Source organism: Candidatus Leptofilum sp. (genome assembly GCF_965223525.1).
In the GTDB taxonomy this organism is placed as follows: domain Bacteria; phylum Chloroflexota; class Anaerolineae; order Promineifilales; family Promineifilaceae; genus Leptofilum.
This window is the reverse complement of the sequence record NZ_OZ245005.1, coordinates 550036-575838: the sequence shown is the minus strand read 5'-3', so window position 1 is coordinate 575838 and position 25803 is coordinate 550036. Positions and strand designations below refer to the sequence as shown.

19 protein-coding genes are annotated in these 25803 nt (G+C 53.4%); 9 read left to right on the top strand and 10 right to left on the bottom strand.

Annotated features, from left to right (window positions below):
* Window positions 1–984 carry a tetratricopeptide repeat protein gene (locus ACOQPM_RS19570; protein ID WP_420631943.1) on the bottom strand — a complete coding sequence of 328 codons (984 nt, stop codon included), beginning with the start codon at window positions 982–984 and terminating at the stop codon, window positions 1–3.
* 246 nt (window positions 985–1230) lie between these two features.
* On the opposite strand from ACOQPM_RS19570, the gene ACOQPM_RS19565 reads away from it, so the two are divergent.
* Window positions 1231–1593, top strand: coding sequence for a DoxX family protein (locus tag ACOQPM_RS19565; protein ID WP_420632430.1), 363 nt, complete (start codon window positions 1231–1233; stop codon window positions 1591–1593).
* Between the two features lies 1 nt (window position 1594).
* On the opposite strand, the gene ACOQPM_RS19560 is transcribed toward ACOQPM_RS19565, so the two are convergent.
* A complete protein-coding gene (locus ACOQPM_RS19560; protein ID WP_420631942.1) occupies window positions 1595–2782 on the bottom strand; it encodes a hybrid sensor histidine kinase/response regulator in 1188 nt (395 codons plus the stop codon).
* Window positions 2783–3082: 300 nt separating this feature from the next.
* Between ACOQPM_RS19560 and glpA the strand changes: the two genes are divergently transcribed.
* The 8 genes from glpA (at window position 3083) to ACOQPM_RS19520 (ending at window position 12172) form a co-directional block, all read left to right on the top strand.
* Window positions 3083–4714 (top strand): anaerobic glycerol-3-phosphate dehydrogenase subunit GlpA, encoded by a 1632-nt coding sequence (gene glpA, locus ACOQPM_RS19555; RefSeq protein ID WP_420631941.1) that lies wholly within the window; start codon window positions 3083–3085, stop codon window positions 4712–4714.
* A complete protein-coding gene (gene glpB / locus ACOQPM_RS19550) occupies window positions 4711–5976 on the top strand; it encodes a glycerol-3-phosphate dehydrogenase subunit GlpB (RefSeq protein WP_420631940.1) in 1266 nt (421 codons plus the stop codon). Before glpA ends, glpB begins: the two co-directional genes overlap by 4 nt.
* Window positions 5977–5987: 11 nt before the next feature.
* Entirely contained in the window at window positions 5988–7355 is a 1368-nt protein-coding gene (locus tag ACOQPM_RS19545) for an anaerobic glycerol-3-phosphate dehydrogenase subunit C (protein ID WP_420631939.1), read from the top strand.
* A 142-nt stretch (window positions 7356–7497) separates the two neighbouring features.
* Window positions 7498–8310, top strand: coding sequence for an AAA family ATPase (locus tag ACOQPM_RS19540; protein ID WP_420631938.1), 813 nt, complete (start codon window positions 7498–7500; stop codon window positions 8308–8310).
* A 55-nt stretch (window positions 8311–8365) separates the two neighbouring features.
* Window positions 8366–9274 (top strand): glycosyltransferase family 2 protein, encoded by a 909-nt coding sequence (locus ACOQPM_RS19535; RefSeq protein WP_420631937.1) that lies wholly within the window; start codon window positions 8366–8368, stop codon window positions 9272–9274.
* Window positions 9275–9288: 14 nt separating this feature from the next.
* Window positions 9289–9711 (top strand): OsmC family protein, encoded by a 423-nt coding sequence (locus tag ACOQPM_RS19530; RefSeq protein WP_420631936.1) that lies wholly within the window; start codon window positions 9289–9291, stop codon window positions 9709–9711.
* Window positions 9712–9864: 153 nt separating this feature from the next.
* Entirely contained in the window at window positions 9865–11319 is a 1455-nt protein-coding gene (locus tag ACOQPM_RS19525; RefSeq protein ID WP_420631935.1) for a hypothetical protein, read from the top strand.
* A 199-nt stretch (window positions 11320–11518) separates the two neighbouring features.
* Window positions 11519–12172: a response regulator gene (locus ACOQPM_RS19520; RefSeq protein ID WP_420631934.1), complete on the top strand. Its 654-nt coding sequence runs from the start codon at window positions 11519–11521 to the stop codon at window positions 12170–12172.
* A gap of 29 nt (window positions 12173–12201) precedes the next feature.
* Here the strand turns inward: ACOQPM_RS19520 and ACOQPM_RS19515 are convergent, their stop codons facing one another.
* The 8 genes from ACOQPM_RS19515 to ACOQPM_RS19480 all read right to left on the bottom strand — a co-directional run bounded on the left by ACOQPM_RS19515 (window position 12202) and on the right by ACOQPM_RS19480 (window position 25761).
* On the bottom strand, window positions 12202–12843 hold the full coding sequence (locus ACOQPM_RS19515) for a class I SAM-dependent methyltransferase (protein ID WP_420631933.1): 642 nt from the start codon (window positions 12841–12843) through the stop codon (window positions 12202–12204).
* 42 nt (window positions 12844–12885) lie between these two features.
* Entirely contained in the window at window positions 12886–15096 is a 2211-nt protein-coding gene (locus ACOQPM_RS19510) for an amino acid permease (RefSeq protein WP_420631932.1), read from the bottom strand.
* 98 nt (window positions 15097–15194) lie between these two features.
* Window positions 15195–15953, bottom strand: a complete 759-nt coding sequence (locus ACOQPM_RS19505) for an SDR family NAD(P)-dependent oxidoreductase (RefSeq protein WP_420631931.1) — start codon at window positions 15951–15953, stop codon at window positions 15195–15197.
* A gap of 112 nt (window positions 15954–16065) precedes the next feature.
* Complete coding sequence (locus ACOQPM_RS19500; protein WP_420631930.1) at window positions 16066–20010, bottom strand: flippase activity-associated protein Agl23; 3945 nt, start codon at window positions 20008–20010, stop codon at window positions 16066–16068.
* Between the two features lie 64 nt (window positions 20011–20074).
* Window positions 20075–20509 (bottom strand): hypothetical protein, encoded by a 435-nt coding sequence (locus tag ACOQPM_RS19495; protein ID WP_420631929.1) that lies wholly within the window; start codon window positions 20507–20509, stop codon window positions 20075–20077.
* A complete protein-coding gene (locus tag ACOQPM_RS19490) occupies window positions 20506–21126 on the bottom strand; it encodes an RNA polymerase sigma factor (RefSeq protein WP_420631928.1) in 621 nt (206 codons plus the stop codon). The genes ACOQPM_RS19495 and ACOQPM_RS19490 overlap by 4 nt, the downstream gene beginning before the upstream one ends.
* 116 nt (window positions 21127–21242) lie before the next feature.
* Window positions 21243–23000, bottom strand: coding sequence for a glycosyltransferase family 39 protein (locus ACOQPM_RS19485; protein WP_420631927.1), 1758 nt, complete (start codon window positions 22998–23000; stop codon window positions 21243–21245).
* Between the two features lie 73 nt (window positions 23001–23073).
* Complete coding sequence (locus ACOQPM_RS19480; protein ID WP_420631926.1) at window positions 23074–25761, bottom strand: DUF2298 domain-containing protein; 2688 nt, start codon at window positions 25759–25761, stop codon at window positions 23074–23076.
* Window positions 25762–25803 lie beyond the last annotated feature (42 nt).

The window sequence follows — 25803 nt, the reverse complement described above, 5'->3', positions numbered from 1 at the left end:
TCACTCAAACTGTTTACTCAGATCAGCTGCATCTGCTTGCAAGTAAGGTAGATGCGGATAATCTGGCTGATTCGAAAGTTGTTCCTGCACGAGCGGCACACCTTCGGCAAAGGCTTGCATCTTTTCCTGCACGGTTTTGGCCTGCTCATCCTCTCCTAGCTCCATGAGGCTGCGCCACAAATAGTAGTGAGCCTGCAATTCATACTCTAAAAAGCGCAGCGAGCTGCTAATTGCTTCTAAAAAGCTGCCAGCCGCCTCCCGAGATTCTTTTTGCCGAAATTGACATAATCCCAGGTGGTAGCGATAGAGCGCATTGCTTGGCTCCAAAGCCAATGCTTGGGCAAATGCTTCTTGCGCTTGAGTGAATTTGGCTTCAGCCAGATAAACTTGCCCCAATGTGTTGTAGACAGGATGGGCGTTGGGCTTGCGGGCAATGGCTTCTTTGGCGCTGCGTTCAGCGCGGCTAAAGTCCATTTCGGTGAGGTAAATCAGGGCGCGTAGCTGGTAAGATTCCCAAAAATCGGGGCGGGCATCAATGGCTTTGTTCACCAGGTCCAGCGCAGTGGTTGTGTCGCCTGCACGGAAGCGGCGGAAGGCAACGCGGTAGGAAATGGGGGTGTTGAAGGTACGGTATAGGAAGAGCAAAAGAAACGTGATTCCTATGCCAATCAATGTTGTGCTGGTGCTGCCTTGTATCATGCCCAAACTGATGCCAATGAGGGCGGGAATGGCGATGACAACGGCCGTCATCCGCAGCCGTTTTTCCGCAGTGCGAGTCCAATACAGTAAGAATGCCAGTAGAGCGAGGCTAATGAAGATGGCAACGGCCGTATTAAATTCACTAGGCGTCACCACATAAAGCAGCACCCCAACCACCCAAATAATGATGGTAATGACAATAGGGAGGATGAGGCTGGCACGCAATTCTTTTTTGCTAATACTATGTGCGGAACGGCCGTTTGGTTTTGAGGTTGAGTTACTCAATTTATTGCTCCAGATGGATTTTCTACCCTCTATGATAGCGCAAAGTGTAAGGCTCGCCCTGCAAGTGAGGGGCTACATCACGGTTTTCAGTTGTCACTAAATGGACGCGGATGACGCGGATAGAAGTGAATAATCCGCGTTTTCCGCGCTTGTCCGCGTCCATTGGTTTGCGAATCGGACTCCAGTCCGCTAAAATCGAGGCAAAGTATCTTTAAGGGTTTGTTGAGAAAAGAAAAGGAGAAAATGATGGATATAGCATTGTGGATCGTTCAGGGATTGTTGGCAATCGCATTTTTGATGGCTGGGGGCATGAAGTTGACACAACCCAAAGAAAAGTTAGCTGAAAATATGGCCTGGGTTGAAGATTTTTCTGCAAATACAGTTAAGGGGATTGGGGCTTTGGAAATTCTGGGGGCAATTGGCCTCATTTTGCCCTGGGCATTGAATATTGTGCCCGAACTTACCGGTTTTGCCGCCCTAGGTCTGGTTTTGACCATGATTGGGGCTGCTGTTACGCACGTTCGGCGCAATGAAACGCAAATGCTAGTGCCGAATGCTGTGTTGGGTCTGCTGGCAGCTTTTGTCTTCGTGGGGCGTTTGTTCCTTTAACTCAGAGGGGCAGTCTCATATCATATGTGGCTTCTGCTGTGTTGTCTAATTCAGCAGAAGCCTCTGGCAGCATCAAATGGAACTGGGTTCCCCTGCCAAATTCACTCTCGAACCAGATACGGCCGTTCTGCATTTCAACCAGCGATTTAGTGATGTACAAACCCAAGCCAGTGCCGGGGCGTGCGCGGACTTTTGCATCGTCTGAACGGAAAAATTTGGAGAAAATCTGTTTTTGTTCTTCAGGTGAGATGCCCAGCCCCGTGTCTTTAATGGTGAGGTGGATGGTGTGATGGTGTGGTAAGTGGACGGCGGTTATCGTAATTTCTCCCCTATCAGGCGTATATTTAATTGCGTTACCCAACAAGTTTGTAATTACCTGAATCATACGCTGGCGGTCAGCCCAAATAGGTGGCAAATCCTCAGGTATCATTAGCGTTAGTTCATGCCGATGTGCTTTAATATCCTGCGAAAAGCTTTCTGCAATTTTAGCCAACAGTGCCCCAAAATTTACCTCGCTAAATTCCAACCGTATATTGCCGGCTTCCAGTCGGGAAATATCATCCAGGTCCACGATGAGTGCCTGCATTCGCTCTAAACTAAAATTGACTTTTTCAAGCAGTTGTTTTTGCAACTCATTGAGCGGGCCAACTTTGCCAAGCAGATGATTTGTCGTGGAAATTTGGGCGATGGGATTCCGCAATTCATGCGCCGCCATGGCAACAAATTCAGATTTGGCAGCAATGACTTCTTTAACGGTTTCATACAACTGTTCCATCTCTGCCTGATGCGCCTGTTCTTGGTCGTGCAAAAACTTTTTACGCAAGCTGGAATTTACTCGCGTACGCAGCAAGGTCTGGTTCGGAGGCTTTACCAAATAATCTTCTGCGCCAAGCTGAATGCAGCGAATGGCACTGTCAATCTGGCTGTCGGCTGAAACAACGATGACTGGGATTTTAGCCAGGTCAGGTATTTGAGCCATCGCTTCTAATACTCCAAAACCATCCATATTTGGCATGATGATGTCGAGCAAAACCAGGTCAAAAAAGTGGGCTTTCATCAATGCTAGGGCCTCGTGGCCGTCACAGGCCATTGTTACATGATGGCCATTTTGCTCTAGTGCCATTTTCATGATTTGGCGAATGACAACATTGTCATCTACTACCAGAATGGAACCAGTTAAGTTTTGCATAGAGTTAAAAACTCCCGAAATTGTGAAACGGCCGTTTCCAGCCAACAAGACAAGCCCTCTCAACTTGAGGAGCCATCCTAAACATAACTAAAATTTCTCACGAAATAACTAGCTACTTTCACTGTGAGTAGTGACAAATAGCATACGGCCGTTTCTGACAGAAATCAGTCAAATCTTGCTAATTTTGGTTGACAAAATCAGTTAACGACGTAAGATGGGAGCCCCGCTGTCACCTTAGTGAAAACGGTTGAGCCTTAAAAGCTGTGATTGCTCTTGTTGAAGGATGAAGAAGGATACAATATGCGAAAGATAGAAACCGAAGTGCTTGTCATTGGTGGAGGGGCAACTGGCACAGGCGTGGTTTACGATTTAGCGCAGCGTGGCTTCAAAACCGTTCTGGTTGAGAAGCGAGACCTTACTCATGGGACCACTGGTCGCTACCACGGGCTGTTGCACAGTGGCGGGCGGTATGTGGTTAAAGACCCCAAAGCCGCCACTGAGTGCATCGAAGAAAACATTATTCTTCGTAAAATTATGCCCCACTGTCTGGAAGATACAAGCGGCTTTTTTGTCTCTACCCCGTGGGACGATCCCGACTTCGGTGACAAATTTATGCAGGGCTGCCGCGATACGGCCGTCCCCTGCGAAGAAATCTCCGTGGCTCAGATGCTGCGCGAGGAGCCACATCTGAATCCTCAAATTAGCCGCTGCTTCCGCGTGCCCGATGGCTCGGCCGACTCCTTTTTAGCGACGCAGGTTGTTGCCGAAGGCGCGCGGCAGTACGGGGCGAAAATCCTCACCTACCATGAATTGAAATCATTGATCAGTGAAGGAGATCGCGTGACGGGTGCGGTTTGCTACGATTTGGTAGCAGACGAAGATGTAACCATTCTGGCAGACATGGTGGTGAACGCCGCCGGTGCGTGGGCAGGCAAAATTGCGGAAACGGCCGATGTGGAGGTGAACGTGCAAGCAGGCAAAGGCACGATGATTGCCTTGAGCTACCGCATTGTTAACACGGTGGTGAATCGCTGCAAAATGCCGGCCGACGGCGACATTCTCGTACCCATCCACACCGTCTCGGTGATTGGCACGACGGATGAGAGCGTGCCAGACCCAGAGCATTTTGCCATTGAGCCGTGGGAAGTGAAGCTGATGCTGCAAGAAGCAGACAAATTGGTGCCGGGCTTTTCTGAGATGCGGATGCTGCGAGCCTGGGGTGGGGTACGGCCGTTGTACCAGGAAACCAAAGTGGCTGACACCCGCGACGTCACCCGCGCCTACACCTTACTAGACCATGAAACGCGAGACGGCCTGCAAGGATTCATCACCATCACTGGCGGCAAATGGACCACTTTCCGGCAGATGGCCCAGGTGACGGCCGATCGCGTCTGCGAGAAGCTAAAGACCCAGCGCGAATGCCGCACTGCCGAGGAGCTGTTGCCCCATCCGTTTGAGCCAGGCCATAACAAAAATTATCACACGCTGGGGGCGCGTTTGGCCCGCACGGAGCAGCAAAAGTCGTTTGGCGATCTCATTTGTGAATGTGAGATGGCTAGCCGTGCCGACATCGAACGCGCGATAAACGAAGGCGAGGCCAAGACATTGGACGACATCCGCCGCGACGTGCGGCTGGGGATGGGGCCATGCCAGGGTGGCTTTTGCACGCTGCGCGCCATTGGCATTTGGCACGAACTGCACAAGCTACCCATTGAACAGGCCAATGTGGCTCTGCGGGACTTTTTGCAAGAGCGGTGGAAAGGGCTGCTGCCCATCCTCTGGGGGGCGCAGCTAAAGCAGGAACGCCTGGACGAACTGATTTATCTATCGGTGCTTAACGCAGACCATTTGCCCGGCGAGAAAGCGTCGCGGCTGGGGCCTGCCATGTATGAGAAAGGCACCGTTGAAGAGAACCCGGACGCAGTAATATGAGTAGACATAATGATGTGTTAGTTATGGGTGCGGGGTTGGCGGGGTTGACGGCCGTTTGGCAGCTTGCCACCCAGCAAAAAAAGGTGCGATTGGTTAGCAAAGGCTGGGGCGCAACCCATTGGCACAGCGGCTGCATTGACGTGCTGGGCTACTATCCAGTCGCTGAACCACAGCCTGTGGAATCCCCCGGCGTGACGCTAGCCAAGCTCATTGCCGACCAGCCCCAGCATCCCTACGCACTGGTGGGCGTGGCAGGTGTGGAGGCTGCACTGACGGCCTTCCAAGCGTTGTGTGCCGAGGCTGGCTACCCGCTGCATGGCTCGCTGGATAAAAATTGGCTGTTGCCTTCGGCCGTTGGTACTTTCCGCCCCACTTGCCTGGCGCCAGAGACGATGATTGCTGGTGATTTGCGAAGCGATGACCCCATGCTGATCGTGGGCATCAAGCAACTGGTAGATTTTTACCCCAACATCATCGCCGCAAATTTAAGCAAACAAGGCATTGATGCAACTGATTTGATGCTCGATTTACCAGAACTGGCGCAGCGCAACTTCAACACGCCAGTTAGCATTGGCAGCCTCATGGAAAGTGCCGATTTTCGAGCAGCTTTGGCGCAGCAGATCAAGGCGAAGTTAGGCCAAGCCAAGCGTGTCGGGCTGCCCGCGATTTTGGGGCGCAAGCCATCACTGGCAATTAAAAATGATTTGCAGGTGAAGATTGGCGTGCCTGTGTTCGAGATTCCAGGCTTGCCACCGTCCTTGCCGGGGATGCGGCTGCACGCCATTTTGCTGCAGGCGATTGAACGAGCGGGTGGCCGCGTCTATCACGGCTTGGAAGGTGTGGGGATTGAAAGTGAGGGGGGATTGGTAACGGCCGTACTCACCGAAGCCGCCGCCCGCCACAAGCCGCACAGGTTTGCGCGTTACGTTGTGGCCACGGGGGGCATTCTGGGCGGGGGCATTGTCACCCGGCAAGACGGCACGGCTCAGGAAGCGGTGTTTGATTTGCCCGTGACGCTGCCAGAAAGCCGCCCGAACTGGTTTGAGCAAGATTTCATGGCTCCGAAGGGGCATCCGGTTTACAGAGCGGGGCTAACGGTGAATGACAAATTCCAACCCTTGAACGGCGGCGGCCAGCCCGTGTACCAAAATGTACATGCCGCTGGCACCACGCTCAGCCACAGCGAAGTGATTCGGGAACGCTCCTTTGAAGGCGTGGCACTGGCAACAGGGTTTGCCGTAGGCAATTTGTTGGCCAAGTAGAGGCGTACCCCGTGCCTGCCCATGCTTGGGCAGACACGAGGGTACGCCTCTACCGAAAATGGGAAAAAATGATGCGGGACGTTTGGGAAGCAAATACAGTAATCGAATTTGAAAAGGCAGAACCGGTGGAATTGACGCTGGATGCGTGTATTAAATGTAATATTTGCGTCACGGCTTGCCCGGTAACGGCCGTTACCGACCTATTCCCTGGCCCCAAATACGAAGCACCCCAAGCGGGTCGCTTTCGCCAGAGAAAGCAGCCCACGCCAGATTACTCAGTAGATTATTGCAGCGGCTGCCGTGCCTGCAATTTGGCATGCCCCACCGGCGTAAAAATTGCCGAAATCAACGCCCGCGCCCGTGGCGACATTGTGGCCGAAGGCAACCAGTCTGGCCGCAACAAACTCCGCAACAATTTGATTGCCCGGCCAGAACTGCTAGGAAAATTTGGCCAGCCCGTAGCACCATTGGCAAACTTTCTGCTGCATGGTGGCGTGGGCCGCTTTTTTGCCAACAAACTGTTCGGCTTTGCTTCTAAAGCCCCACTGCCCGTCTTTTCCCGCGAGAAGTTTAGTAATTGGCTAAAAGGGCGGCCTTCCCCAGCCAATGCGACCCGCAAAGTTGTGTACTTTCGGGGCTGCTCAACCGAATATTTTGAGCCGCGTGTGGGCAAAGCGGCCGTTCAGGTGCTGGAAGCCAACGGTTTTGAAGTGCTGGTGCCAGAGCAAAATTGCTGCGGCCTGCCGCTGCTCTCCAACGGCGAATTTGATGCCGCCCGTGCTTACCACGGCAGCAACATCGAAAAGCTGGTGGGGTATGTGAAGCAGGGCTATGTCATTGTTGGCACCTCCACAAGCTGCACCCTCACGCTCAAGGAAGAAGCGCCAGAACTGCTGGATTTCTTCACGGAAGATGCCCAACTGCTGGCGGCCAACACCTACGATTTGAACGAATTTTTGACGATGCTGCTGGACGCTGGCGAACTGAAAACTGACGGGCTGCGATCCATCCCACTGCGGCTGGCGTACCACATGCCCTGCCAGTTCAAGGCTCACCGCATTGGTCGCCCCAGCGTGGAGATCATGGATTTGATTCCAGAGCTAGAAATTATTGAAAGCCAGGCAACGTGTTGCGGCGTGGCCGGAACGTACGGCTATAAAGAAGAAAAGTACCAGGTGGCGATGGATGTGGGACGGCCGTTATTTGAGTTCATCGAGGAAATTGGTGGCCCGGTCAACGTATGCGACAGCGAAACGTGCCGCTGGCAAATCACCGCCGCCACCGGGCAAGCCTCCGTCCATCCCATCGAGCTGCTTTCCTTTGCTTATGGCTATCCGCCAGAAGGCGAACTGGTCAAAGTGCTGCTCCCTCTAAGCTAGAAGATGAATCACGAATAGCACGAATTTTTCTATAGGATTTGTTTCATTCGTAATATTCGTCGCATTCGTGTTTTGCTTTTCATTTTCCCCCGAAAAACGGTTTGAATTGGGAAGCCATTTGGATTTGTGGGACAATACGTTCATGCTTCATTTGCGGACAATTCGCCTCAATCTGGATTCCCTGGACGATGCTGAACGGCAGCAATACCCTTTTAATATCCCCGCTTTGCAGCGGGAAGATGGCATTGAACTAACCACTCCCGTGACCTTTTTGGTAGGTGAAAATGGGTCGGGGAAGTCTACCTTGATTGAGGCGTTGGCAACGGCCGTTTCCGCCTACACCGTTGGCAGTGAAGATATTAGCCACGACGCCACGCTGGTTCCCGTGCGACGGCTGGCTGATTGTTTGCGACTAGTCTGGTCAATAAAAACCCACAGCGGTTTTTTCTTGCGCGCTGAGGACTTTTTTGGCTACATCAAGCGACTCAGCCAAATGGAAGCCGAGCTTTTGGCCGAGATCCAGCAGGTGGATAAAACCTACGTGGGTCGCTCTGACCATGCCAAAGGGCTGGCCAAGATGCCCTACGTGACGGAATTGAATGCGCTGCGGGGGCAATACGGCCGTCATCTCAACACCTACTCCCACGGCGAAAGTTTTTTAGAGCTGTTCCAATCTCGCTTCCAGCCCAACAGCCTCTACTTGCTGGATGAGCCAGAAACTCCGCTCTCGCCCATGCGCCAGCTAACCCTGCTTTCCATGATGAAGGAGATGGCGGCGCAAAATTGCCAATTTATCATTGCCACCCATTCGCCCATTTTGATGGCCTTTCCCGGCGCGACCCTGCTCAGTTTCGATTACAGTCCGGCGCAACTGGTCGAGTATGATTCGCTAGAACACGTCACCATCACCCGCTCATTTTTGAATAATCCGGAGCAATATTTGCGACATTTATGATTGCCCAATTACTAATTACTTATTTGCTAGCTAGTAATTGGCCTTGAGCCAACAAATGCCCAATCTCGATCTATCCATCGTCATTGTGAATTACAACACCAGGCAGTTGCTAGACGACTGTTTGGCATCTGTTTTTGCGGCAGAGGCTCCGGCTGACGGCATGGAAGTTATTGTGGTGGATAATGCGTCCAGCGACGGTAGCCAGGCGATGGTGCAAGAAAAATATCCATCTGTGCAGCTCATTGTCAGCGAGGTCAATCGGGGCTTTTCGGCAGCGAATAATTTGGGGGTGGGGGTAGCAAACGGCCGTACTGTCCTCTTCCTCAACTCCGACACCCGCGTAGGCAAAAATGCCCTGGCCGAACCAGTTGAGTATTTGCTGAAGCATTCCGAAATTGGTGCCCTCACGGTGCGCCTCATCTACCCGAATGGCGAGCGCGACCCAGACAACCATCGCGGCTTCCCCACACCGTGGAACGCGATTTGTCACTTTTCTGGCCTCAGCAAGCTGTTCCCCAACACGCCGCGCTTTAACGGCTACTTTCAAATCTACGCAGACATGACCCAAACGCATCCGGTGGATGTTATTGCCGGATCATATATGTTGATGCCGCTGGATTTGTGCCGCGAACTGGGTGGTTGGGATGAAACCTACTTCTTTTACGGCGAGGATATTGATTTTTGCTACCGAATCCGGCAGGGGGGCTACCAGATTATTTATTACCCGCATGTGGAGGTACTGCATTACAAGGGAGCCAGCTCTGGCCTACGCAAAGAGTCTGCCGAGATTGCCAAGCCGCCGAAGGAAACGCGGGTCAAAGTGGCTAAAGAGTCGGTGCGGGCCATGAAGATTTTTTACCGCAAATTTTATCGGCAGGACTATCCGTGGTTAGTAACGGCCGTCGTCCTCGCAGGAATCCAGATTCGGGGCTGGTTCCGCATCCTTAAACATCAACTTACTTAATAGGAGTCAATTAAATGAACGATGCAAAAAGAGCGAAAGTTGTCTGGACAGGCAGGGAATTGCAGTTTCATGGCACGTTGGGGTCGGGTTATGAATTTGATTTGAACAGCAATGCTGGGCTACATGGCGGCAGCCCTATGGAATTCTTGCTAGCAGGCGTGGTTGGCTGCACGGCGATGGATGTCATCTCCATTTTGCAGAAGATGCGCCAAAACGTCCATGATTTTTCGGTAGAAATATCTGGGGTTCGGGCTGACAATCATCCCAAAGTGTATACGGAGGTAGAAATTACCTTTGTTGTACGTGGTGAGAATATCCAGGAAGAAAATGTAGCCCGCGCCATTGAACTATCGGAGAATATTTACTGTTCTGCCAGCCAGATGTTCCATCGTTCCGGTACCAAAATCAACAGCAGCTATCGCATTGAAGAAGTTTAGCATTTTAGTTGCTTTTCCGTTCTTCATCACCTGAAAATCATCAAATTAATGAGATGCTTAGCTGTGTTACACCGAAGAATTTGAACTTCACAGTCACAAAACTTTTACTCATTTCTCATGGTTTAACACAACTTCTTTGCTTATCATCGGGGCATGATTGAGCCAAAGCAGACTAAAAAACATCATTGGCAGGGCAGGCGGCTTTTCGTTTTTGCCCTGTCTTTTCTTCTACCCATATTGCTGCTACACAATTTACGCCAGGCCGAAGCGACCGTACCCCTCTTCGCCTATGGTGCTAACGTGGCCGAGTGGGACATCACCAAGCTGGAAGATATGGGCTTCAACTGGATCAAGGTATTCAACGGCCCCGGTAGCCGCCTGCCGCTGAAGGTACTGCTGCGGGTTGAGGCCAATGCCAGCCACCTGAACGACGTGAACGGTTTCGGCAACAGCGTACAAACCCTGGCCGAGTCACAAAAAGGGTTTGTGGATGCCTATGAAATTGGCAACGAACCCAACCTGGATGCCTCTTACGGCTGGGGCGTCTCGCCCAACGCTACCGATTATGCCCGGCTGCTGTGTGAAGCGTACGGCCGTATCAAAGCTGCCGATCCAGAGGCAGTGGTCGTTTCTGCTGGGCTGGCTCCCACCGGGCGTGTGCCCGAAACGTGGAATGGCCATGCCGGGCACAATGGTCTCTTCCAGGATGAACGTATCTTTATGCAGGAGATGCTAGATGCCATGCAAGCCCTCAACAGCGGCCCCTGCTTCGACGTGTTTGGCTACCATCCCTATGGTTACAGTGCCGATTTTGATGCTGCGCCGGACGTAGCTTCGGCCGATCCTACCCAAAACTGTGCCAACGGCTTTTGTTTCCGTGGTGTCGAGAAGATTTACGGCATCTTGCAGGCCAACGGGTTGGGGGATAGGCAAATCTTTGCCACTGAGTTTGGCTGGATTGTGGAGCCGCCTGCTGACTGTTTGAGCAGCCCCAGTTGGTCTGGCCGCGCCTGGCAAATTGTGAGCGAGCAAAAGCAAGCGGATAACCTCGTTGGCGCTTACGAATATGCCACTACACATTACCCCTGGATGGGCGGCATGTTCATTTTTAACCTAAACTTCAACGTGGCTCCCTGGATTACCGACCCGTGTGAGCAGATGCGCTACTATGCTATGGTCAATCGCCCGGCGGAAGCAGCACTGGCGGCGATGCCCAAAGTGGCGGGTGCGGGCGTTGGGGAATTGATTGTGGTGCCGGGGGCAGTAACGGCCGTTTACACACCCACCCAGCAGCCTATCACCGAAACGGTTTCCGTGACGCTGCAAAATGTTGGCACGGCACCACTCGCCTACACTATGACCCTGCAAACCACCTTGCCATTGACCCTCACCCTGAACGCGCCTTTGACTGGTTCTTTGGATGTTGGGATGGAAACGGCCGTTCCCCTCCACCTTAGCCTCGACGGGCAGCCAATCGGTAGTTACCCTGGCACTTTGCAAATCGAAACATACTCCAACGGCGTAGCCAGCAGTCACAGTGTGCCGGTCACTGTCTACCTCTGGGATGAGGTTCACCGCACCTTTGTCCCTTTAGCTGTCCGTCCCTGAGTTTTCACGGTTTTTCAAAAGTCCGATTCGCAACCCAATGGGACGTGGATGAACGCGGACGAGCGCAGATTATTAGCAATTTTCCGCGTCACCCGCACTCGTTGGCGTCCTAAAAATGCGACAACTGAAAAACCCTGCCTGAGTTTTGATTCGAGGACGCTTACCGAACCGAATGTGGTATGATCGCCCAGGAGTTTTTATGACGATTCGGATTTTGTTGGTGGATGATCAGGCTTTGTTTCGGGAAGGGTTGCAAACCTTGCTCTCGGTGCACGACGATTTACAGGTGGTGGGCGAAGCCAGCAACGGCCAGGAAGCAATAAAGGCGGTGAGAAAATTGGTGCCAGACGTGGTGCTGATGGATTTGCGAATGCCCGTGCTAAACGGCGTGGCCGCCACCCGCCAAATCAGTGAATCGGCCCCGAACAGCCGCGTGATCGTGTTGACCACCTTTGACGATGACGACTACATTTTTGATGGCTTGCGGGCCGGTGCGGTTGGCTATTTGCTTAAGGATGTACCCTCCGCCAAGCTGGTAGAGGCGATTCGTGCAGCGGCACAAGGCGAATCGTTTTTGCAGCCATCGGTGGCGGCCAAAGTGGTAGCTGAATTTTCACGAATGACAGAACCTAGGAAAGCCGTGCTACAGCAAGAACTCGTTGAACCTCTCTCTGATCGGGAGATGGAAATTTTGGGGGTGTTGGCTACCGGAGCTAGCAATCGGGAGATCGCCAATCAGCTTTACATCACGGAAGGTACAGTAAAGAACCACGTAACCAACATTTTGGGCAAGCTGAGCGTGCGTGACCGCACCCAGGCTGCCCTCAAAGCCAAAGAAATGGGTCTGATTTAATAATTTTTGCCGCAGAGGACACAGAGAGTTTAGAGCTTTTCTCTTTTATCTCTGGGTTCTACTTTGGCTGCGCTCAGCACAAGCCTGTGGCTATTTTTTTGTTTGCGGGCGATGAGTTGGGCGATGGGGCGCATGTTGCCAGAGCGATGGCCGCGCACGGCCGTTTCCACGGAATGAATAATCTTAAAATCAGCAAAGACACGGTGCAGTTCGCCCGATTCCAGAAAGTAGCTGGGCGTGCTGCCCGCGCCAGTGTGGACGAAGGTCTCAAAAAAGAGCAGCCCACCAGGACGGAGTGCTTGCCTGTAAGCGGGGAAGGCCGCACGCTCCAGGAAGCGGAAGTTTAGGATAGCATCCACGCAGTTTGCGGGAAAGGTGGGCTTGGTGAGGTCGAAAACGGCCGTTTCCACCGCCACCTTCAACGCATTTGCTTTCTGCCGCAGTAGTTGCAGCCCCACCTCAGAAATATCTAGCGCAATTACAGAGAAACCGCGTTGAGCCAAATAGAGCGCGTTTACCCCTACGCCCGCTGCCGCATCCAGCACCACGCCACTTTTGGGCAGCAGATGGGCAAAATCTGGCAGCAATTGGCTGGCGCTGCCTTGCTGCCGATAGTGGCCGTTGTTTTGGTAACGGCCGTTCCACCGCACCGCATCTGGATGTTGTGTCATTCCAATCCTTAGCCCAGATTGAGTTGCCCTTGCCAGGGTCAACTACTCGCCACCCGTCGTCAGCAAATCTTTGCCCAGCTCGGCATTGCGTACCAGCAGTACCGTTCCCACCGCTTTTACTAGCTCATTGAGGCGCTGACTGTATTCGGCCGTTTCTTCGAGTGAGGGAACTTTCATTCCCAATATAGTTAAATCGGCATTATAGCTATTTGCTTCAATGAGGTTAGCAATAGATTGTTGTGGATCCTCACGTACAATAACAACTGGCTCTGCCTCCACGCGCACATCGTCTAGCATCTGCTCCAAATGCGCCTCCGTCTGGGTCACACCTTCCTCACCATCAATGATTCGTATAAGCCGAATTTCCGCCTTAAACCAATCACCATGCCGCTGGATTAAGTAGGCAAGTAATAATTTCAGATCGGCATTGCCACCGCGCCCCTGCCACCAAATGTTGATAACGCGCTTTTGGCCATACCCGCGTGCATCATCATAATTCAGGAAGAGTACGGATTTACGGACAGCAACTAGCTGCCGCATCAGCTCCATCTGCGTGATGCGCCCTGCTTCGGTGCGGCTCCACCCCATCAAAATGGAGTTAGAGGTCAGATTGCCAATGCCATGTGCTTGGGCCAATGTTAGTACACCCTGCTTGAAATCAGAAACGACTTCCGCTTCGGCAAACGCCGTCATGCGATGGTCTTGAATGTAGTTGCGAATTTGCCTGCGAGCCGTTTCTCGTAAATTTTTGCCAACCAGCTTCTCTACATCGCCAATGATGAGCTGGAAGAATGTCACAATGCCGCGTCCGCGACTGAGCCAGTCGGCCACGGCAACAAGCTGCTCCCGATTGTGTGGTTGGCCCGTAAATACGATCAGGTTGGGTCGCCAATTTTTGGGGGTGGGGCGTTCTTTTTCCATTTGCAGTAGAGCATAACGTGCAATGGCGATCCAGATGCCAATTTGCACATCTCCCCAGGTGTGCCGCACCTGCCGTTGCTCCAGGGCAAAAAAGACACCATAGGTAATGACAATGGCGATTATTGTGGCCACTGGGCTAATGAGGAACATGGCTCCGTAACAGCCAATTGCCCCCAGCATAGAGATAAACCAGGGGATTTTGAATTGAGGGCGATAGCTGGGATTGCCTACCAAATTCTCAATGCTGGCCACCAGATTGACCATGCCGTAGGTATTTAGAAAAAACATGGAAATAATGGGTGCGACAAAATCTAAATCGCCTAGCCAAATGACGATAACCGCAATGATGGCAGAGATGAGTACAGCCACACGTGGTTCGGTTTGGCTGCCCATTTTGCCGGCCATCCACACGGGCAGCACGCGATCCTGGGCGATGGCTTGCAGGGTGCGTGGCGCGGCCAACACGCTGCCCAACGCTGATGAGAGGGTACTTGCCCAGACCCCTGCCAAAATAAGCCCAGGTACAAATGCCACGCTTTGCATTGCCAAATTATTGTTGATCAGTTCGTCGGCGGTGAGGTGGGTGGCAAACCAGATAACGGCAAGGATGTAGACAACGGCCGTTACTGCAATCGAGGCAATCGTGCCACGGGGGATGCTTTTGCTAGGGTCTTTTAGATCGCCAGAGAGACTGATGCCCACCTCAATCCCAGTCACAGCCGGGAAGAAGACGGCAAATACAGTCCAGAAGCTGTTGCCTATGGTGTAGTTAGCCGAAAAATTGATCGTGCCAAAGCTGTCCCAACCGCCTGCAAAAAAGGAAATCAGGGCGATGACTAGCACAGCCAGGATGAAAAACTGGATACGCAGCGCAAAATCAGCCCCAATGTAGGCAATGACGGCAAAAAGAAGGGCAACGGCCGTGGCAATCAACCGGGGATCAATCCCTTGAAAAAACTCAATGGCCAGCAACGCCTCGGTAAAGCCAATGATATAAAACGCTATGGAAATTGCCTGAGAGAGATAAAGCGGAATGCCAATCGCCCCACCCACTTCCAGTCCCAACGAGCGGGAGATGAGATAGTAGTTGCCCCCGGCACGCACGTCCATGCTGGTGGCAATGGCCGAAAGCGACAAACCGGTGAGGAAAGAGATGAGGTTAGCCAGCACCACGATGGCCAACGCTCCCCACAGCCCAGCTTGGCCTACCACCCAGCCCACGCGCAGGAAGAGGATAATGCCTAAAATGGTGAGAATATTGGGGGTAAAGACACCTGTAAACGTGCCAAATCGTCCTGCCTGGGCTGTATTGTGATTATTTTTGACAGTCATTAACCACCTTTGTGTTGAAGAAATCGAGCTGTTCGGAGTTTAGGCAATGGGGCAACTTTGTGCAAGCCAGCGGAAAAAACCGGACAGGTTTGAGGGGATCAGGTGCGGAGGTAGGATGCACCGTTGACGTCTACGATGGCTCCAGTGAGGAATTGAGTGCCTTCGGCAGCTAAGAAGAGGACGGGGTAGGCGACTTCATCGGGCGTAGCCACGCGGTTAAGGGGGCTTTGGCTGCGAATGGCGTTGCCTGTGTCGCCTGCTAGATGCTCGGCGGCCATGTCGGTTTCTACAAAACCAGGAGCCACCACGCCGACAAAAATGTTGTACGGTGCCAAGTATTTTGCCAGCGACTGGCTCATGGCGTTCAGCCCCGCTTTGCTGGCACCGTAGGCTGGGGCGGTGGGTTCGCCCCGGAAGGCACCCCGCGAGGAAACGGCGATGATACGGCCGTATCCCTGCCGAATCATTTGCTGCCCTACCAAGTAACTCAGGTTTGCCACGCCCACCAGATTCACGGACAACGTTTGTTGCCATGCCGCCTGCCACGCTGCAAAACTTACTTCTGCCAGCGGATGTTCTTTATAGATGCCCGCATTGTTCACCAAGATATCAATACGACCGTACTTCTCCATCACCTCTGCTACCAACCGCTCTAACGCTTTGGGATCGGCCATTTCTGCTTGGGCGATGTGGTGGTTTTGGCCTGCAAGGGTTGCGGCCGTTTCTTCGGCGGCGGCTTGGTTGCGGTTGTAATGGACCACCACCTGTGCGCCATGCTGGGCAAACTGTTGGCAGATCGCCCGGCCAATGCCCCGCGACCCGCCTGTGACTAAAACAACCTTGCCTGCAAAATCCATGCGTCCTCCGATTGAAGTAAGGGCGAGGCAGTTGGAGAGGGTGTTTTGTCGAAAATCGGGGGATCGTGGCCAACTGCCTTGCCCCTACCAACCCCTATCAAATTACGGCCGTCTAATTGTCACTCTCATCGGCAGGCGGTTCGGTGGGGTCAACGGCCGTCTCATCCTCACTTTCTTCCTCCTCTAGCGGCTCTTCTTCGGCATCGTCCTCATTTTCGGCATCTTCCAGTGGCGCGTCCTCTGCCTCTTCATCAATGGTGTCTTCTGGCTCCTCTTCAACCGACTCTTCCAGCGGAATTTCAACGGGTATGGCCGGGCCAAAAATCGGAGGGTATTTCAGTACGCGGTTATTGCCCGCATCTACCACATAGATATTGTCTTGCTGGTCAATGAAAATGCCGTTGAGCAGGTTAAAGCTGTTGGTATCCGTGCCAAACTGCCCAAATTTGCCAATGTAGTTGCCCGTCTGGTCAAAAATGAGCACTCGCGCCGCTTCTGGGTCCGTAACATAAACGCGGCCCCCGCTGTCTACGGCCAGGTACGGTTTATTGTTCACCGAGGTGTTGGCTGGCCAGCCAGTGTCCAGCAGCCATTCGTTTACTGGAATCAAGTCGGCGGTAAGCTGTTGGATACGGCCGTTCCACGTATCAGCCACGTACACAAACCCATCGGATCCGGTGGCAATGCCCACTGGTTCGTAGAACTGCCCCAACGCTGCGCCAAACTGGTCGCTGCCAGCCCCAAGCTGCCCGATGAAGTTTCCGTTTGCATCCATCACCTGAATGCGATGGTGACCCGTGTCTGTTACCAGGACACGCCTATCGTCAATAAGAGCCAGGTCGCGCGGGCCAAAGAACAGCCCCAGCCCTTGCCCCTGCGGATCATCAACACTGTTGCCGGGACGGCCGTAGCTGCCCACAAATTGCCCATCTAGCGTAAATTGCTGTACGCGATGGTTCCAGGTATCGGCCACGTACACAAACTGTTCATCAATGGCCAGACCCCACGGCCCTTGCCCTTCCAGATTGAACTGGCCGTTGCCCGTGCCGGGGCCGCCAAAGCTATCAACCAGTTGTCCTGTGGCATCAAAAATCTGAACACGCTGGTTGCCGGAATCGAGAATGTAGATACGGCCGTCTTCACCCACCACCACATCACGCGGGGCAAAAAGCTGGTCATCCGCCACACCGGCAATGCCGCTGGGGTTAATGACTAGCTCCGGCACCATCTGGATTTCACCCTCTTCGTAAGGCACTTCCAAACCTGGCGCACCGACGGTTTCTACCCCGTAATCCCACAAATCGGCCAGCACATCCTTACGTAAGTACAGGCGCAAATCGTCCCGCAGCGGCCATTGGCCGTCGGTGAGCGTGCCGCCAAAAACCTGGCTGTAGGTGCTGAAATCGCGGTAGAAGAAGATGTCCCACAGTGCCTGGCGTACGTCCGGGTTGAGCAAGCCGCGTCGCTCTACCCCCGCGTCCCGATTGGGATCACCCAAAATGGCGGCCCAGTTAATGTTACGATACTCCTCCATCGGCCACCAAAGGTAGGTGAAGGTGCGGTAGGTGTAATTGTTCCCCAGCAGCCGATCAACCTCGTCCCAATTGCTGCGTCCCACAATCACCACGGGCGATTCGTTTAACGTGGCCGACGGGCTTTCGCCAAAGTAGACGCGGTTGGGATATTCGCGCATGTACCAGGTAAACGGCCAGGAAACGCCGCTGCCACCAAAGGCCACGCGCAAACTTTTGTCGCCGTGCATCCGCGTGGAAAGCGTTTCGATCTGGTCTAGCACCATGCTTTTGGCGGCGGGTGCGCCGTGGGCATACACCATAAATTCGCGGGCATAATCGGCATTGGGCCAGCTAGAGAGGTAGGTAAAGCGAATGGTGAGCAGGCTGAGCAAGATGAAGACGCTCAAAATGACGAGGGGTCGGCGGAGACGGCCGTTTACCTCCTCCCGCGCCTGCTGCCAAAACCAAAAGACGATGGCTGCCAGGGCAATGCCGCCCAGCAATTGCCCAAGCTGGGTCAGGTTGCCAAGCTGCTGGTTGCCAAGCTGCACGCGGCCTAGCAAAACAGGCCCCAGTGCCACAAAAATGGCCACAATCAATCCCAAAGTCAATCCGGCAAATAGCAACGCCTGCCGCGAGAACAGATCGCGCCATTCAAATTCCTTAAAGCGTTCGTTAACGTACCAGCCCGCCAGCAGACCCATCGGAATAACAAAATGGGTACTTAGCCACGGCATTTTCTCCCCGGCGACAGTGTAGGCGACCCAGGTGAGAACCAGCCACCAGCTCGCAAAGGCCACAAAATCGCACATGATGTCCTTGCTCAACAGCCCAAATAGGTTGCTTTCCAGGCCATGTGCCTGCAAAATTTGCCCCCGCCGGATAATGAGCCAAGCTACAATTGCCACGCCCAGAATGAGCAGGCCAATCAAAATTCCCGGCAGGCGGTTAGTGGGCAAATCGTTGGCAAGATTCTCTAAGTTGAACACCCAGTTGCCTAGGCTGTACCCTAACAAGGCGAGGAGAACGGCCGTCAGCCAATACCCCGTCACCTGATTGATTTTTTGCTTCAATAGCCAGAAACGGATGGCCAACAGCGAGAAGATTAGCGGTAAAAATTCGTAAAATGGCACCACAAAGAAGTAGTAGAACCCTGGCTGATTGCCGCGCTGGACCTCCTGCTGCTCCAGCCAGTAGCCCAGCGAGCCAATCGTGCCGCTGGTCCAGCCCGCCCCAATGTTGGTGAAAACAGAAGTGTACAGCACAAAAAAGATGGTGTGGTAAATGAGTGCCGCAATAACCCAGCGCCGTTGGTCCCACCACAGGCCCACCAAGATGGCAGCTGCCGCTGTGATTATGAGGAACAGTGCCGTTAAAAAGAGGGAGGAGTTGACGAAGCTGCCCCAGCAGGTGAGGCTGAAAACGCGGGCAAAGAAGATTTGAACGGCCGTCATCGTCTCTTGCCCGGCTACCAAACAACCATTCATCTGATTGGTGTAATCCAGCGGATTGCCGCCCGCCAACACCACAAGCAGCGGCGAGGCCATCGGCAAAATGAGCGTGGTAAACAGCACAATCAGATCAAATTCGGCGTAATTCTTCAAAAACGGCCGAAACCGAGCCGCCATCCAAAACAGACCCGCGCTAAAAGCGATAATGCCAATAATTTCTACCCAGCCTAGGCGCGTTTCTACCGCACTGGCTTCTTCGCCACTGGTGACAACCAGGGCATCTTCCTCAGGATCGGCCGCAAAAACGCCCGTTTCTTCAGACAGGGTCGATGCCTCTTGCCCGGCGATGAACTGCTCTGCCAACAGACCGCCGCTTACCATCAGCAGGCCCAGCAGTGCCAGCAGCACGGGCGAGGTGAGCTTGCTTAAATTGTTCCGCAGCCAGGGAGCCAGCCAAACCTGCGGCAGCAGCCGAATAATCAAAAAGCTGCCAAAAATTGCCACATAAATGAAAGAAACCTCTTTGGTAGAGAACATTAAGGCATTGCCAGCGGCAAACCACCACAAATATTTGTCCTCTTTGGTTTGGAAGTAATACCAAATGGCAATGAAAATGATCATTGCCCAGACGATGACGTAAATATCATGGCGAATGTAGCGGGAGTAGTAGGTGAGGTAGGGGGAAATGAGGAAGAGGAAGCTCGTGACCAATGCCCCAATTTTGCCCAGCCAGGGGCGCAAAAAGTAAGGCATGGCCACCAAAATAATGCCAAAAATAGCCACCGGCACCCGCGCCGAAAAGTCACTATCCCCGAACAGCCAGTAAAAAATGGGCGTGATGTGGAACAGAAACGGCCCGTGCATCAGGGGTGTGTGGCTGAAACCATCGCCAATGAAAAATTGGTAGGAAAATTGGGTGTGCAGGCTTTCATCGTGGCTCATCACCCGGTCGCCCAGCCCCCAAAAGCGGGTAACGATGGCGGCCAGCAAAATCAGCAGATAGGCGGCTTTTTCCCAATCAATATTCATGCTGGCCAACAAAGGCCGTGATAGCAGGTCGGTTTTGGGTTCAGGTGTTGTTAGTTCACTCATAAAATTTCTGCATTCGATTGGGAAGTAATTGGGTAATTGGACAATTACATAATTACCCAATTACTCAATTACTTAATATCTGATTGATGGGTACGGCCGCTACCGGCGTGGGTAGCGGTGCCGGGGTTTGCACGATGGCCGGCGCTGGTTGTTGGCTGACGGCCGTTTCCGTGACCATCACCCTCGTTTGCGTTTGGGTAGCCGTGGGCGTGTTGGTGGTGGTGGCAGTGACGGCCACGCTGGTGGGCAGCGCTTGCCAAACGGCATTGCTGCCGTTGTTGACCCAATGCCAGCCACCCAGCAGCAGCACAAACAGCATTGCCGCTATAGCTAGTTGACCTGCTAACGGTTGAGCAAGCCAATTTTGCCAAAACGGCCGTTTCTTCTTTGGAATAGCGGGCATCAGTTGGGTGAGACGGCCGTTTTCAATCTGCCCAACTTGGGTCAGCGTCTCACGCACTAGCTGCCGCACCTGTTGTTCCTGAGGCATCATCGTCATCGTTCAATTTGCTCCGCCAGCGCTTTACGCAGGGCGTTGTGCGCCAGCCGCATTCGGGATTCGGCCGTTTTGGTGGGAATGCCCAAAATGTGGCCGATTTCTACAAATGTAAATCCTTCGTAATAACGCAGCACGGCCGTTTCCCGCAGCTTGCCAGATAAATTTTGAATTGCTGCCCAAACGACCTGCTGTTTTTCCGTAAGCTGCATCGTTTCTGCCGGGGTGGGGGTGTCACTGTCCGTAACGTCTTGCCCCTGCTGGATGAGCTGGCTCAGCGAAAAGGTGGGCAGCCATTTGCGCCGCCGCTTGTTGTGGCAGCGGCTCACCGCAATGCGGTACAGCCACGTTTTGAAGGCAGATTTGCTGGCGTCATATTGATCCAAGCGGCGGAAGGCGTACTCGAAGCTGTCTTGCAGCACCTCTTCCGCATCTTCCCGGTGTTGCAGCAGGCTGATGCACAGTCGGTAAATCATCCCGGCGTACCCGTTATACAGCGCTACGTAGGCACTTTCCTCACCCGCCAGGCAGCGTTGAATGAGCGCCTGACTTTGCGGGTCGGCATAGGTGGGCAGATCAACCTGCCACGGCTGCAAGGTTTGCTCAGAAAAGTTACTCATGAGTAAAAAGCAGGAACAGTTTCACAGAGATAAACGGAGCTTCACAGAGAGTTTTTGCTCTGTGAAGCTCTGTGCCTCCTCCGTGTAACTCTGTGTTCCAAAAAATAAAATTCATCTTACGGTTGTCCGTTAATTAAATCTGCCCGTACCCAAACGATGGCGCGTTCCGCAGGGGCAACGGCCGTACTGTCGTGGAAAAACCACCAGCGGAATGTGTCGTAGACGGCCGTTGGCGGGCGTTCGTCTGGCGGAATCGGTTCGCTGCGCCGGATAGCAAAATCGGTACCGCTGTAGCCTGTTGCCAGCCGTGAGTTTGGGTTGAAATCGGTGATAATGACCTGCTGATTTGGCGCAAGCGGCAGCGCATCGAGCTGCTCAAGCTGATTATATTCACGCAAATACCAGTTTAAGGCTGGAACATTCAGCGTCGTGCCGATTTGTAGCGCAGTGTCAGAGTTGGCTAGCTGGCGAGACAAGGTTTGTACAGTCTCATCCAATTCACGAATGGCCAGGTCGGTGCCGGTTTGCACCCAGCGTTCACGCGGATCGTTGGCCGCCTGCTGCCCCAACCACCAGCCCGCCCCCCACTGGTAAAAAATAGCAAAGCCCAACAGCGCCAGCAAGATGCCTTGCGAAACGGCCGTTGCCTCCTCAGAAGCTGCAAAGTAAAGCACCAGCCCCACAAACAAAACCGTTAGCAAAATCACAATTAAATAAAGGGTGCTCTCTTGCGGGTTGATTTGTGCGATGCGACCCAGTCTGGCTATATTGACCAGCAGTACGAAGATGCCACCTAACGTTACCATCGCCGTGATGCCGCTAAACCAGCCCCAGCGCCGCCGCCAGGCTGCATTTACCACAATCCCGGCCAGCAGCGCAGTTGGCAGCGTCAGCAGCAGCGCATTGCTCATAAAGTTGCGCTGGAGCAGCAGCAAAATCAGGCCACCGCTGAACCAGTAGACGGCAAAGAGCGCCAGCGGATAGCCGCGCACAATGGCCCACAGCAGGCCAACCAATCCCAAAACCACCAATGCTGGCTCATAGCGCACAAAGGCCAGCAGCGGATCGAGCGTAAGTTCCCCGCCAAACTGCTGGAACCATTCGCCGGCTAATCCGGCGGACGCGCCCAGGGCTGTGGGCAGCAGCAAAAAGAAGCTGCTCAACAGCAGGAAAATTGCCAGGCCAACGGCCGTTCCCTTGCGCCAGTTGGTTTCTGTGGGCTGCACCTGCCAGCCCGCCACAAACAGCGATAGCCCTAGCCGCGCATGAACAAACCAGGCCAGCAGCAGCGTGGCCAGACCGCTGTAAAACAGTGCCGAACTCGCCAGCCCCAAACCGAGTGCGCCAAAAAGTGTGTAGAGCCAGCGGGTAGCGGCCGTTTCCTGGTAGCGAATGAAAGCGATGAGCAGCAGCAGCAAGGCAAACAGGGCGATGCTATCGCCACCTGCCGTGCGAGAAACAAGGGTGCCAAGCGGGGAAATGGTAAGCAGAACGGCCGTTACCAACGCCCCTTGCGTCCCCAAACGATGGCGCAGTAGCCAGGGCAGGTAGACTAGCCCCATACCAAACAATGCCGAGACGAGCCGCATCACGCCATCGCCAAAGCCAAATAGCTGCGTGAGCCAGCCCGTCAAGCTGAAATAAGCGGGGCTGCCGGGGGCAATGACGGCCGTTTCTGGTTGCCAAAAGCTCCAGACGGCCAACGTCTGCGCTGCCTCTGCATCTGACAGCGGCAAATATCCCAAATTAGCCAGCCGCAAAACGGCCGCTGCCAGCAAAATAATCCCCAGCAGCCCATCTGCCACCGTCAGGCGGCTCAACCAACCTGCTACAGGCTGCCTGTGTATTGCTTGGGGTGTCGGGAAAATCTCCATTTGTTATCCGTAATCGGTAATCAGTTATCGGTGATCGGTAATTAGTAACTGATGACAGATTACCGTTTACTGGTTACTGTCTGCTCTGCCAGCGGTAAATGGTAACAGAGCCGTTCTGGTAAGCAACTTCTAGTTGCTCGCTGAATTTGTTGCTGCCGGGCAAACGGCCGTCCAGCCCATAGGTGTTGCGTTCCAAATGACCCACATAAATGTAATCTACGCTATACACATCCAGCACGCTGGCGATATTGTTATTATCCCAGCCGGGTAACGTGTAAATGTCGCGCACTACCGGATCGCGCTCGGCGGGTTCTGGTGTGGTATAGCCGCGCCACTGGTACTCATGCCCAGCCCAGCCCAGCAGGGTAGGGATTCCAGTGCTGGCGGAGATACGGCCGTATGCCGAATATTGCCCACCAACCGCCTCAACAATGGTTGGTGTGCCATCAACATTGTCGCGCAACCACATAATTGCCGCATACTCATCCGGGTTGAAAGCTGCCGTTTGTGCTAATCCGTTCAGCGTTGGTGGTTGCCGACTGGCCGATTCCACTGGGCCACGAAACTCAATGGCGCGAGATTGGACGGCATAGTAGGGGAAGAGTAAAGTGCCAACGAAAACGGCCGTATAAACCACTGTTACCCCGGCAGGAATCAATTTGCGACCACTTTCCCGCGCCGCTAGCCATAAATAAGACAAACCGAACAGTCCAGCCACGCCAAACATCACCCAAGCCTGATAATAAAATTTGAACACTGTGTTCAGCCGCACCCCAAAATTATCTCGCAAATAGACAAACTCTGGCCCCAGAGTGAGCAGAGCACCGGTGGCGATGAGCAGTAGCGCAAATGGTAAGGGACTGGGTGAGTGGGTGACCAGGTGAGTGGGTGACGAGGTGAAGGGAGGGGCGATCTCCTCTGTGAAACTCTGTGCCTCCTCAGTGTCACTCTGTGTTCCGCTTTTATTTAGTAAGCCTTGCCAAACCATCACGACCAAGCCAAGCAGTGCTGCCAGCATGAGCGTGACGCTAGGGGTAGTAAATTTGGCACTTAAAACGGTGGGCAAGATGGCAAAGACGGCCGTAAATCCCCAACCAAAGGCTATGGATCCTTCCGGTCGATCGGGCAGTAAGATGCCAAGTTCATTCGCGAGGCCCAGGATGCGTCCGGCACCGTCGGCGCTGCTGGCCACAACGAGCCCCAACAACATGGCCACAATCATCAGCCCAACGATAAGGGTCACGGCCGTAACCAGCCCAGACTTCCACTGCTTAAACTTATACCGACTAACCAAACTCAACACCAATACCCAAATACTCAGCAGCGGCAGGCCAAAAATAATCAAAAAGTGAGGCAGGCGGGTGGGGCGTACCAGCGTTGGCAGCAAAAAGGGTGCGCCTGCCTGCGAGCGAAAGCCCAAATAAAATGGCAAGTAAAGCAAAACTGCCGGAATCACCAGCAAAGCGGCCAGCCAAATTGCCTCCGTGATCCATTGATTGCGCCAGCCAAACCGTCGCCAGCGGTTTAGCACAAACGCCCCCAACACCACAAACAGGTGAATCAGCACATCCCACGTGTTAAGGAAGGACAATCCGCCCAGAATTAGCACAGTGATGAGCCACAAAGGCCTGTTGGGGATTAGAGATTGCAGGTTTGTCCTGAGCGTAGCCGAAGGATTGGAGATTAGAGATTGATTTCGTTTAATCTCCAATCTCCGATTTCCAATCTCCCTTTCTTCTTCCAGCCACCACAAAAAGGCCACCGCCAAACTTAAAAAAGCAAACGGCAAGGCCAGAACGTGCGGGTGCATATCGCCTAAAATGAAGCTAAAGCCGGGAAATTCCGCAATGGGTTCCAGCCCTTCGATCATCTGACCAGACAAGGAATATTCATTAATAACACGGGAGCTGCGCCACCACCATAAATATCGTGGACTTTCTAGATCAACTGCCGGGCCGTTAATGTTGCGTACGTCGAGCCATGCCCAAAATTCGGCGGAACCTATACCATTCCCGTGTAACGTTTCCAGAATGACCTGTAGGTTTCCGGCTATAGGCAAAGCAATCGCCGCTATTAACCCCAAAGTTAGTGCCAGGCGAGATGCTGCCTGCTTGAGGTGCTGCCCATAACTGAGCACAAGATTATAAACGAGCCCAAATGCACCTACGCCCGTACCTGCAAGTAGCCAGGCAATACCTAAATTAAAGGCGACTGGTTCAGAAACGGCCGCTAACCGCGCCAGCACCGATGTCATCACATAGCCAAAGTAGTAGTAGCTGATGGCAAAGCCAGAGAGCCAGGGGTCAACTGGCGGGAAGCTGGTGCTGCGCCCGACAGCATTGAGAAAAGCAAATTCCATTGGTTTTTCGGTACCGACGATGGCCGGATTTTGGGCGCGTACCCACACCCACAGGCCAAACAGCAGGGCAAATACAAGCTCCGTCAGCAAGATGTGCTGCCACCGCCCCCAAATCCAGGCGCGGAGCTCCGCTCCGGTGCGGCGATACGCCCAGTAAGAAAGACCGATGACTAGTGCAATAGCTACCAGAATGCCGCCCAGGTTATTTTGCAAAAAGCCCAGGCTACCCAAAAACCAAAAGAGATAGCTCACCAACAGCAGCGACAGCATCTTCACAAAAGCATAGCCCCGATCCGGCAGTTTTTTGAAGAGGGAGAAGGCGAGAGGGGTTACGGCCGTTCCCAACAGAAACAGCACGCTCCACCATCTAATTGCCGCAAAAATGTCTGCCCAAGCTAGCATAAAAAACCTTGATGGTTTTAGTGTTCAAGTTCTCAAGTGGCT